Source organism: Alteromonas sp. BZK5, assembly GCF_014349115.1.
GTDB lineage: Bacteria > Pseudomonadota > Gammaproteobacteria > Enterobacterales > Alteromonadaceae > Alteromonas > Alteromonas macleodii.
Window position 1 is genome coordinate 41,340 of the sequence record NZ_JACSOE010000005.1, and the last position, 12,367, is coordinate 53,706.

Here is a 12,367-nt window from a genome sequence, read left to right on the forward strand (position 1 = left end):
GAAAATAACAATGAAAAAATTCTTTTTACTATTAATGGCTGCCGCTACTTTTAATGCAAATGCAGCTTACATCTCGATTACAACAGATAAGGATATTTATAACGTTGGCGAGACAATTACAGCAACAGTGAGAGCTTCAGAGTTGTCATTAAATGGGGTTCAGACATACTTCTTCGGGTATGATATAGCAGTTTTGTTTGATTCGTTGTTTGTGAGTTTTGACCCAACTACAGTAACGGACCTAGGTGCTATTGGGATTCCATTATTTGGGCCTCGCAACGATAGTTCTGCTAATTCAGCGTCATTAACCAGTGCTACGTTTGCGCCTGTTGAATTTTTTCAAGAGGGCAAAAGTGAGGTAGATATTTTCTCTTTCGTTTTAGTTGCGCTAGAAAGCGGAATGGTCGACCTTTCATTCTCTGAAGCTGAATTGTCAAATAACATAGGGTCTAATTTATTTCTCGATACTCCTCAAGGCACAAGCTTTGAAATCGCTCAAGTACCTGCACCAGGTACCTTCGCGCATTCGCTTCTGGCTTTAGGTGGTATGTTTTTCGCTCGCAAACGTGTGAAGTCATAAACCTTAATGGCTAAAAGTTTAAGCCCAGCCACGTGCTGGGCTTTTTTATTTCTATTGCTATTTACATACGGCTTTAAATAAACCACACTGAATAAAAATACAATAAGTGCGCACCATGTTAGAAACCATTTCTTTTTCTCAACGCCAACGACTGGCGTATATCGATTTCTGCCTTTTGTTTAAGGGGGCTATTCATCGCCAAGACTTAATAAATCGCTTTGAAGTGGGACTATCGGCTGGTTCTCGTGACTTTACACTATACAAAGAGCTCGCCCCTGATAACTTAGTCTACGATCCAAGGGAAAAACGTTACTTTCAAACAGAAAGCTTTATTCCGGTTTTTGAACACGATGCAAAGCGAACCCTTGTGAAGCTTGCCAACGACATATCAGATGGATTTGATGCGATCGGTGACATACATTTCCCTGTTGAAAGTGCATCTTCACTTAATATTCCTGATATTTTTGTGGTGGCGAAAGTGGTACAAGCCATCGTGAACAAAAAGGCGATGAGCGTAATCTATACGTCGCTTTCAAGCGGCAGTGGTGCAAGAGAGTTAGTGCCTCATAGTATTGTTGATAATGGTCAACGCTGGCATGTTCGCGCATTCGACAGAAAATCACAAAGTTTCAGAGATTTTGTGCTAACTCGAATTAGTAAGGTAACGGTTAAAGCAGAACCTGAAACCCATGAATGCATAGATTGCGATGAGGAGTGGGGACGATTTATCTCACTTGAAATTGTGCCGCATCCTAAGAATATTAAATATGCTACCGCAATAGAGCTTGATTACGCCATGGAAGAAGGCGTGCTTACATTGGAAGTGCGGGCTGCCATGGCGGGATATCTGCTTAGACGTTGGAATGTTGATTGTACAAAACATGCAAGCTTACGTACCGGAGAGTATCAACTTTGGCTTAGGAATCAGCAGAGCCTTGCGAATACCGACAATTTAGCCATCGCGCCAGGGTACATTGCAGAGCAAGAACCCTATACCGTATAAAATGTGAAAGTGGCCTGCCAAACAGCACCTTGTTAAGTGTTAGTACATGCAGCTAACCGATATATTTCTTGATACAAACCAGCAGCGTGTCTTTGTCTAAAGGCTTGGCTAAAAAGTCAGTCATGCCGGCAGCCAAGCACTCTTCTTTGTCTTCTGCGAAGGCGTTTGCAGTGAGCGCAACAATTGGTGTATCAACCTCCAATGCCTTGCGTAATATTGTTGATGCCTCAATTCCTCCCATGACGGGCATATTGCAGTCCATCAAAATAAGGTCGAATTGATGTCGCTTGCCCACGTCTACCGCATCTTTTCCGTTCTTAACATGCAGGAACTTATAGCCTTCTGACTGCAATATAGTCTTCACGATTTCGGCATTGATTTCGTTGTCTTCAGCTAGCAGTATGCGTTTCTTCTTATTGCCTTCTTTAACATCATTATGAGATACGGGTTTTGTCTCAATTAACCTTCCTAAATCATGCTCAAGTTCTCGACGATTAATGGGCTTAGCATGCGTACGCCAGATAAGTTCAGAAACATCATTTTCATCTTCTAGTCGTTCCAGTTCAGCAGAGATAAGAATGATTTTAGGAAATTTATCTGGGTTCATCGCCTTCAACTGTTCTAGCAAATCGACCCCACTCATCTCTGGCATAGACAAATCAAGAATAATAACGTCGAAAGCCAGTGGGCTGTCTGATAGGTAGGCTTTTGCACTATCATAACTTTGGGGCACAATCGACATGGAGGTAACAACATGCTCAAAATATTCGCGGCTGGTTTGTAAGTCATCAACTATCGCACAGCGCAAATTAGCACTGGGTTCAACGTTAATGTCGGGCAGCTGAGATTCTTCCGCTGCCATGGTAAAACTGAAGGTGCTTCCTTGGCCTACAAATGAGGTTACATTGATGTCGCCGAGCATGAGTTTCGCCAACTGCTTCGCAATACTTAATCCTAGCCCTGTGCCCCCGTACTCGCGGGTGGTGGATTGGTCGGCTTGCTCAAATTTCTTAAAGATATTATCAAGCTTAGATGACTCGATACCAATGCCGGTATCAATAACATCGAAGCTTAAATAATTGCCGTTCGGGCGTTTGGTATAGGTGACCTTTAACGTGACAGAACCTTGTTCAGTAAACTTAATTGCATTACTTAACAAGTTGTGCAGAATTTGCGAAATACGAGTGATATCGCCTTTAATTACGTGAGGTAGGTCAGGGTCTTTTAAGTAATGAAATTCAAGACCTTTTCTGTGGCAGTAAACCCGCTGTAACGACACCACATCGTCCAAGACTTGTAATAGGTCGACTGGCGCCTGTTCAATTTTGATTTTGCCTGCTTCAATTTTTGATATATCGAGAATATCGTTGATTAACACAAGGAGTTGCCTACCAGCAGTTTCGGCTTTTCTAAGGTAGATGTTGCTTTTGTCAGGGTTGTCTATGGCCAACTCGATCATGCCAAACAGGCCGTTCATTGGTGTGCGAAGTTCGTGACTCATGCTTGAAAGAAACTCTGATTTTGCTTTGCTTACTCTACGAGCCTCATCAGCCGAACTTTCCGCTTGCTCTTTCAAGCTCGTTAGTTTGGCAAATGACCGTTTAACGGTGCGCTCCATAGGGGAAAAGATGAATGCTGCCTCGATACATAATAGAGCGAGTGTGGCTAGCCATAAGTAAACTTCAATCGAAAGAACCACATCTACTCTAGCAGTGGCGTCTTGCTCGAACCGCGCGACGACATAATCAAGCTGTTGTAATAGCGATGTCAGCGCTTGAATATCTAAAAGCGTAGTGGGCTGACACTGTGCTGCATCTAAAATTTGATCGGCGCTTTTTATGTATCGGTTTACTTTGTTGTCGAGCTGGCCTTCGTTAAAGTAAGTATTAGAGATAGAGGCGGGAAGGTTATCGAGTGACACAAGCTGTTGATGATGTTGTTTGAAACGTGCTAACGATTGCGCCAAATACCTTTGCTCTTCACTGTCTTCGCAAATGTTTGGTGTAGAGGTGAGCAACGCAATACGCTGTGAAAGCATGCGTTGCTGGCCCGCGATATTGATAATTTCAGCATCTTTCTTCTGATCACTGATTAATTCGTACAGAACAATAAAAGAAAGAGTGACGAGTGTAGCGGTTAGCAATAACGCAACGATATAACGAACACGTATAGACATAAGGGTAGTAGTGGCACAGTGATAACTAAAAGATAATAGATACCAAGTGGTTACGCAATGTGCCGAGAAAATTACTTACGCTTATGTTGCTCTATTTAATATCGTTCGGGATGTTATTAGGCACCCAGCCTCGCAATACCGCCTCTTTAGTGTAAAAAGCCGCGTTTTTATCATTCAGAAAATGAGAGTTTATTGCTGGTGAGGAGACTGCTTTAGGTGCACCTTCTCCATGAGATTGGTACTCGGAAAATCTTGCTTCTGTGTGGGGATTAAATGGTCTCTTTGTACCTGATGGCGTAGTTCCACCCATAGTAGTCCAGCGCTTTTGGATGATATGACCTGCCATATAGGTGTTGATAAACGTGGTTTTACCTACAGCGTAAGGGTTTGCATATCGGCCATCTGAAAAGGTGGTTGTAGGATGCCAAGGCCTTCCCAGTGCCACGCTTTCATCTGGAACGCCGTGTTCTCTTTCAAGCCTACAGTTATTGAACGTTAACCCATAAGGACGCTGTAAATGAGTGCTTGGGGCGGTGATGTAGCCTGTTAGTCCTTCGCTATCACCGCCAGAATAACGTGTACGGGAAACAATAGAAACGCTTTCAAAAAACGCGGTGCCCTCACCAAAAATAAAGTCAATATGTCCTGCTATTGTTCCGCCTTCAATCAGAGCGCGGTCACCTTTTAAATAGAGGGTATCTTGGTAACCCCAGAGTGCGACATTTTTAAGGTAAGTGCGATCTGAGTTCACATCGGTTTTAAGCGCTACTGCCTGCGTACCTGATAATCGAGTAGGATCGTCTTTTGCTTTGACCTCGTTACCGGGATAATCAAAATCATTGGTGATAGTGATATTTTCCAGAGTGATATTATCACCTAAAATCTCCACAGTGGCAGTGCGACGAGTTCCCCATTTTTCTTGAGAATTCTCTGCGACTTGTTGACCTGCATATCGATTGAAAACGATAGTCGTTGTTTCTTGCGACTGGCCCACAAAGTGAACATTATCAACGTTTATGACGACACGCTCTCGATAAACGCCTTCGTTAATAAAGACGGTCCATACTTTATCTTTTTGTGGCTTGTGAGACGCGATATAAGTAACAGCTTGGGACACAGAGTTAAAATGAGGTAAAGCGTCCTTAGTTACGTCACTGTCATCGTCACTGTCATGTGATTTAGCTACCACTACATCCGTCGTTGCTGGCATTGCCGCGCTTAATCCACTGAAAAGTATACCTGCCAGCAACACAAAGGCTAAACTAAGACTAACACGTGCTTTATTAAATTCCATAGTATTTATTCTTCTACAGCCCGTGCTTGTTAAATGGTTGGCTATTAATAAACACATTGTTTATTGAAAGATGCGCTACGTTTTCGATAACGGCATCTTTAAGCGCACGTTTTATCGTTATGTTATTCAACGTCAACCCAGAAATAGGCGTATGGTCATACCCGCGAAGCACAAAGGCCCGGTTAGCTGACGCAACGTTCAAGTTCTCTATAGTGATATCTTCCAGTAGTGGAGGGAAGTTACCGGCATCACCTTCTTCGTAGAAGAAATTCACGACAACAGCGTCTTTCACCGTCCCAATAACGATATTGCGATAGTTTAGATTTTTTAGGTGGCCACCCCGAATACTGTTGGTTTTAATTCTAATGCCGCGGTCTAAATCAGGGCTACTCATGGTGCAATGCTGAGCATAGAGATTCTCTACACCGCCGGATATTTCACTGCCGATTACAACACCGCCATGGCCAGCCTTCATCTCGCAATGTTCTATGACGATATTACTGCAGGGAACATTGACCCTTCTGCCGTCTGCATTGCGTCCAGATTTAATGGCAATGCAATCGTCCCCTGTATCAAATGTACAGTTAGAGATAAGAACGTTCGTGCAGCTTTCAGGGTCGCACCCGTCCGAATTTGGGCCGAAACTTTTACAGTACACGTCGTTAACGGTGACGTTCTTGCAAAGCACAGGGTTAACTAACCAAAATGGAGAGCGCAGGATGGTAACACCCTCGATAAGTACATTTTCACAGCGGTAAGGTTGTATAAACGGAGGGCGCAGGTAATTATTTTCAAAAACGCGGTCACTAACGGGTGTCCCGTTTTCTACCATTTCTTGCAGCGTGTCTCTGGTATATTTTTGGTTCTCAACCGGATCGTCACCCCATGTTGAAGCCTTCCACTTACCTTTCCATGGCCACCAGTTGTCTTTCGCAGCGCTACCGTCAAGCGTACCTTTGCCGGTGATTGCGATATTACTTTGCTCAAAAGCATAAATAAGAGGGGAGTAACCCATTAACTCCATACCTTCCCAGCGAGTAAAAACATATGGTTTGTAATCATCAGGATTGGTAGAAAATCGAATTGTTGCGCCTGCCTCAATATGCAAGTTTATATTCGACTGTAAGTGAATTGGGCCGCTGCATAGCCAGTCGCCTTTTGGCACAACCACTTTGCCACCACCTTGGCGTGCGACTTGGTCGATAGCTGCATGTAACGCTTGCTTAAAGTCACTGCCATTTTCATTTAAAAAGTCGGTAACATTAGCTTCGCGCTTTGCAAAGGTGGGGCGCTTTATCATCCCTTTAATAAGGTTTGCTTCGGCGTCCCACTGGCGTTGAGTCCTTCCCGTTTCGGTCACATTTGCACATCCGGATAGGAATGTAGGAACACCTACAGCCATCCCAGAAGCTGCAACAGTGGTGGCGAGACCAGACTTTAAGAAGTGACGTCTGGCATTCGGTGAGTTAGGTCGGACCATCATATACCCCTTTTATTTACAATTTAGCGCTTTTTACTTATTCAAATAATGTGCAGCCAGAATGAATGGGCCTACACCTTTCGCGTCGTTTGCTCTGATTGGCTCACTCATGTAGTAGTCGAATGAACCATCTCTATATGGATTTCCACCAAGACCAGCAACAGCGCAAACTTGCTCAAGGCTGATAACGTTAGTATCTGGATTAACCGAAATCATTTGATCAAGGAGTCCAGCAAACCCTTTTTCTGCGTGAGCTTTGTATTCATCAGGAAGAAACTTAAGGCTTGCACCTTTAGCCATAGCGTAGGTCAACATTGCTGTACCTGATGCTTCAAGGTAGTTTCCTTCACGGCTTCCCAAGTCAGTAACCTGATACCAGGTGCCTGAATTATGTTGATAGGTAAGCGTAGCGTCGATAAACGCTTTAAAGCGCGCTTTTAGCCACGGTGTTTTTGGATGTTCGGCAGGAACAACTTCTAGCACATCCACCATTGCCATAGCATACCAACCTAGCGAACGTGACCAGTGATGTTGAGAAAGACCTGTTTCTTTATCAGCCCACTTTTGCTTTTTAGATGCGTCCCAGCCATGTAAGGGGAGGCCTGTTTTTTCGTCGTAAAGGTGCTCTTCAATGAGTTCAAATTGCAAAAATACGTCGTCTAGCTCTTTCATATCGCCGTACTTAACAATGTATTCAGCGTAGAAGGGGGCCCCCATGTATAGGCCATCAAGCCACATTTGGTCTGGATAGCGTTTCTTATGCCAAAAGCCACCTTGCTCGGTACGTGGGTGAGTAGTAAGCTGCGTTCTAAGTAGGTCAGCGGCTTTTTTGTATTTAGGGTTGCCGGTTTCTTCATAGAGGAAAAACAGCACTTTACCAGGGTTAACCATATCAATATTAAACTTATTGATATCATAGGTTTTGATACTTCCGTCTTGTTGAACCAACATGTCGTAGTAACCTTTTACATAAGACAGGAGACGGGGATCTTTAATCTCTTGATAGACTTCTGTTATGGCAAGGAGGTTGAGACCGTGAACGTAATCCCATTGTGGCTTCTCATCCCAATCGATTTGCCAAGCTTCTGGGAAACGCACCATCTCAGACTCTATCATTCTCATAGACCATGATTGTGTGTTGTCGAGAGGCATTTGTACCCAATCATTTGCATTAGCAGCGGAAGAAACAAACGCCGTGCAAGCTACAACGGAAGCTGCGCGTAGAATACCTTTTAGCATAACAAACCCTTATTTTTATAACATTGTAAATACATTCTGTGCTACCGGTAGCATAATGGTTTTTATTTGCTCATATGTCAACGGAATTATTTACATTTTTTAACTTTTATTTTACGCATTTAAAAAGTGTTCAATGTGACATAAATAACTGTATTTAAATGTTTTAATTAAAGCGCTCACCCTGCTTTGGTAAGTTTCTATAGTCTCTTCTTTTTTCATCATTGCATATCAAATTTCTACTTATTGTAAATTTTTTCAACAAAATTGTTGCCACCGGTAGCATAACTGTTTAGGATGTAAATCAAATGTAAAGCTTGAGTGTTGTTTTCGAGGTTTACATTATTGCCGAAGAGAAGTTTTGCGTTAATTAGAAAACATAGCTGTACCCTGCAACTCTTCTCATTCAAGGTTTTGGTGGTTTACGAGACCACTATAGAGAATGAATTAGAATTGACGCGTTTTCGCTTCCTTAACAGCCAAGACGTGCTATCGGATAAATGTAAAGCATTGACGGTATTAATCACCAAAATGTTATCCGGTGGCATAAAGGGAAGTGAAATGGTTAAATACGATAAATGTTGAATTTGTGTAAATTTGAATAGTTCACACACGTTTCAAAAGCATCTTCACCTTTTGTCAGTATGCGCGTCTCTTATAAATATAAAAACCGGAGAAACAACAATGTTACCAAAGAAAAAGCAACTCGCTGTTCTTGTTACGCTAGCGTTGTCAGGCGCACATATTCATGCGCAAGAAGCCACAGACGAACAAGCCAGTGAAACCGAAGCGCAAAATATGGAAGTCATTGAAGTATCAGGCTTTCGTGGATCACTTAATAAATCACTGATGGAAAAGCGAACATCAGTTAACAGTAAAGAATCAATTGTTGCGCAAGACATTGGTAAATTCCCGGACTTAAATATTGCTGAGTCAATTCAACGTGTACCCGGCGTAGCCATTTCTCGTGAAGGTGGAGAAGGGCGCCAAATTACTTTGCGTGGTTTGAGCCCTTCATTTACCCGCACAACACTTAATGGCATGGAAGTGCCAGCAAGTACAGATGGCACTGACTCAGGTGGCGGTGTAAACGGTGGACGTGGCTTTGACTTTAACATTTTCGCTTCTGAATTGTTCAACCGCGTAGATATTCAAAAATCTCCTACCGCCTCTATGGAAGAAGGCGGCATTGCAGGTACGGTTGATCTGTACTCGGCAAAGCCGTTTGATTACGACGGTTTTAAATTCGTTTCATCTCTTCAAGGCGGCTATAACAGCATTACAGAAGAGACCGATCCTCGCGCCGCTTTCATGATCAGCAACCGTTTCGCTGACGACAAAGTCGGTGTGCTTTTCTCGGCAGCGTTCTCAGAGCGTACAGTAAGACAGGAAGGTTTTGGTACAGTTCGTTGGACTACTCCAGTTCGTGATGGTGGTGGCATCTTTGGCGATACATCAAACACGGTTGTTAACGGCACACCTGACGTAGATGATTGCCAGTATGAAGGTGAGTCGGTAGACCCGATTAATTGTTTATGGACTCCTCGTTTACCTAGACCTGACTACTTTGGTAATGATCAAGAGCGTGTAGGCTTCACCGGTTCAATTCAGTGGGCTGCAACAGATAATTTCACACTTACGTTAGACGGTTTAGTGTCCAAGCTTGATAACACCCGTACCATGTATAACTTCTTCCACATGTTCAGAAGTACATTCGAAGAAATTACACCTACCTCCATTACTGTCCATCCTAATGGTCAACAGATGCTGGCTGGTACGTACGACGGTATCAAATCGCGTATTGAAAGCCGTTTACAAGAATCAACCACTGACTTTAGCCAATTTGTAATTTCTGGCGAGTGGTTTATTGGTGAAAACCTTAAACTTGATATGATGGCCGGAACAGCAGAGTCTGACGCTCGTTCAGAGCAATATCGTTACAATATGACGTTGCTGGAAGAAACCAGCTACGGCTTTGACTTTAGCAATAACAGCAACGCGCCAGAAGTGACTTACGGTTACGATGTTAACGATGCAAGCAACTATAACCTAAGCGATGGCCGATTACGTGCTACTGATGTATTGCGTGAAAACGACACGGTCAAATTTGATGCGACATACTTAGGTGATGAAGTCACTATTAAGGCTGGCTTTGCCTACAATGACCGTGTTGTAACCTACAGTGAAGAGCAAATAAATGGCTTCCCAGATCAAGACTCGGCAGTAGGTTTTGCTGAAATTATGCCGGTAGACGATTTCGGAAGTGGTTTTGACGGCCCTCTTGACCCGTTCCTTGTAGCCGACTTTGACGCTATTAATAGCCAATTGTTAGATGTGGTTTGGACACCGCGTTCTGCACAAAGCTGGCAAGTAGGCGAAGAAACATCTGCTATGTACCTTGAGCTTGATACGAGCTATGAGATTGCCGACATGTTACTTCGCGCTAATTACGGTGTGCGTTATGTGAAAACAACCACAACCTCTGAAGGCTTTATTCAAGGCGAAACGGTACAAATCGAAAACGAGTACAATAACTTTTTACCAGCAGTTAACTTAGCACTTGAAGCAACTGATGACGTAGTTGTTCGCCTTGGCTTAACACAGTCTATGACTCGTCCAAGCCTGAACTCATTAAACCCTGGTAACCCAAGCTTTGATTATATTAACGGCTCGGTGAGCGTGGGGAACCCATTCCTTGATCCGTTTACGTCGAACAACGTTGACTTTGGTGTTGAATGGTACTTCGATGACGAAGCGCTACTAGCAGCAACAGTGTTCTACAAAGACATTGATAACTGGATTGTTCGCGCATCAGAAGAGCGTTTAGTCGACAGTGCTTACTACGACTTTATCGACAACGATGCACAGTTTGACCCTGTAATTGCGCTAGACCCTCGCACTATTCCATACGAGCATAGCAGTCCAATTAACGCTGAAGACAGAAGTGTAAGCGGTTATGAGTTAATTTATCAGCAGCCGCTAAGTTTCTTACCAGGACTGTTCGAAAACATGGGTATCGTGTCGAACTATACGCACGTTAACGCTGACGACATCGAAGGTATGAGTGAAACATCGTACAACTTTACGGTGTATTACGAAACAGACCAATACGGTGCGCGTGTGTCAGTTAACAAACGCGACGATTACCTGACAGACTTTACTGGCAGCAATGGTAACGTTGCGCACGGTACGACAGGACCTACGCAGGTAGATTTCTCGTCATTTTATAACGTAAACGACGAGCTAACGTTGACCTTTGAAGTCATTAACCTTACCGATGAGTACGAGCGCTTGTTTACCACGGGTGATGGCTCTTTGAACTTGGTACGTGAGTACAACCACACGGGCCGTCAGTTCTTCTTGGGCGCTCGTTATACTATGTAAAAAAACAGGCCGGGCAATTATGTTGGCCAGCCTGAGATAATAATTAAATGTTGTGTTCCGTGAAGACGGGTGTGTTTGGCCATCGTAATGATGGCCTTTTTTATGTGCAAAAAGTGTAGGCCGGGAGGAGTTCAGCACGCCTCTACCTCACTTTTTGAGCAATTTGCATCGCAACAATAGAAATATTGAAAAGGAGAAAAGGTGTGAAAAATTCAAGTAAACCCACCACAGGGAAAATATTCAACGCGCTGCGCTACAGTTTTGCAAGCGTTTTGGCTGTATCGAGTACTTTTGCAGAGGCAGACCAGCAAGGCACGAGTACACTTCACATTAGTTACGCGGCGCAATCTAGCGCTTATGCACTTACCAGTTCGGGTTCCCAAAGTGCTTCAATCCAAAGCGCTACTAATAAAGGCAGTGAAGAGGCTGTAAAAGCTCCACCCTACAAAAAGCCAGTTACCCTACATCTGGTCGGCGATTCAACCATGTCAGACAAGCCTATGTTGTCATATCCAGAACGTGGGTGGGGGCAATTGCTTCCTGAATTCATGCTGCCCAATCTTAATATTAAAAACCACGCGGCTAACGGCAGAAGCACAAAGCGATTTGTAGATGAGGGTCGCTGGCAGCTTCTGTTATCCGATCTGTCTGAAGGTGATTTTGTGGCTATTCAGTTTGGTCATAACGATCAAAAACAGTCGGATCCTGCTCGCTATGCCGACCCGGAAAATGCTTATCAAGCTTACTTGAATCAGTTTGTTCAGGATGTTGAAGCAAAAGGGGCATCAGTGATTATCGCAAGTAGTATTTGCCGGCGTCATTTCACTGAGGAAGGTGTGTTAAAACGGACGTTGCTGGAGTATGCCGATGCAGCGAAGAAAGTGGCAGCACAAAATAACGTGCCATTTATCCCTATGAACGCTTTAACTTGCGATTTTCTTGCTCAGGTAGGCGAGCCTAACAGCAACCATTACTTCATTAAGGTGCCCGCCGACCTTTATGCGCGCTACCCTGAAGGCAAAACGGACAACACTCACTTGAACGTTGTGGGCGCGGCGAAAATGGCGCAAATATTCGTGCGAGAGCTAAAAGCGACAGCGCACCCACTGGCAAAATACGTATATCGAGACACGTTGTAAGCTCACATAAAAATGAAGTGGCGCGTTATTGCGGGCGTGCCGCGTTCTTTAGTGGGAGATCGCCTTTATCTTAAT

The 12,367-nt window shown here is 43.8% G+C and carries 8 protein-coding genes; 4 read left to right on the plus strand and 4 right to left on the minus strand.

Annotation, left to right across the window (positions count from 1 at the left end):
* Positions 1-10 precede the first annotated feature (10 nt).
* Together BIZ39_RS02690 and BIZ39_RS02695 are read left to right on the plus strand one after the other, a co-directional pair.
* Positions 11-580, plus strand: a complete 570-nt coding sequence (locus BIZ39_RS02690; RefSeq protein WP_187446277.1) for a hypothetical protein — start codon at positions 11-13, stop codon at positions 578-580.
* Positions 581-695: 115 nt separating this feature from the next.
* Positions 696-1,583: a WYL domain-containing protein gene (locus tag BIZ39_RS02695; RefSeq protein WP_187446278.1), complete on the plus strand. Its 888-nt coding sequence runs from the start codon at positions 696-698 to the stop codon at positions 1,581-1,583.
* 52 nt (positions 1,584-1,635) lie between these two features.
* Here BIZ39_RS02695 and BIZ39_RS02700 read toward each other — a convergent pair whose 3' ends face one another.
* The 4 genes from BIZ39_RS02700 to BIZ39_RS02715 all read right to left on the minus strand — a co-directional run bounded on the left by BIZ39_RS02700 (position 1,636) and on the right by BIZ39_RS02715 (position 7,772).
* Positions 1,636-3,759: a response regulator gene (locus tag BIZ39_RS02700; RefSeq protein ID WP_187446279.1), complete on the minus strand. Its 2,124-nt coding sequence runs from the start codon at positions 3,757-3,759 to the stop codon at positions 1,636-1,638.
* A gap of 91 nt (positions 3,760-3,850) precedes the next feature.
* Positions 3,851-5,053: a pectinesterase family protein gene (locus tag BIZ39_RS02705; protein ID WP_187446280.1), complete on the minus strand. Its 1,203-nt coding sequence runs from the start codon at positions 5,051-5,053 to the stop codon at positions 3,851-3,853.
* A 13-nt stretch (positions 5,054-5,066) separates the two neighbouring features.
* Positions 5,067-6,533, minus strand: a complete 1,467-nt coding sequence (locus BIZ39_RS02710) for a glycoside hydrolase family 28 protein (RefSeq protein ID WP_187446281.1) — start codon at positions 6,531-6,533, stop codon at positions 5,067-5,069.
* A 33-nt stretch (positions 6,534-6,566) separates the two neighbouring features.
* The gene (locus tag BIZ39_RS02715; protein WP_069944525.1) at positions 6,567-7,772 is read right to left on the minus strand and encodes a glycoside hydrolase family 105 protein; all 1,206 of its coding nucleotides are present in this window, start codon (positions 7,770-7,772) and stop codon (positions 6,567-6,569) included.
* A 681-nt stretch (positions 7,773-8,453) separates the two neighbouring features.
* Here BIZ39_RS02715 and BIZ39_RS02720 point away from each other — a divergent pair.
* Positions 8,454-11,153, plus strand: a complete 2,700-nt coding sequence (locus BIZ39_RS02720; RefSeq protein WP_187446282.1) for a TonB-dependent receptor — start codon at positions 8,454-8,456, stop codon at positions 11,151-11,153.
* A 203-nt stretch (positions 11,154-11,356) separates the two neighbouring features.
* Positions 11,357-12,292, plus strand: a complete 936-nt coding sequence (locus BIZ39_RS02725; protein ID WP_187446283.1) for a rhamnogalacturonan acetylesterase — start codon at positions 11,357-11,359, stop codon at positions 12,290-12,292.
* Positions 12,293-12,367: the final 75 nt, after the last annotated feature.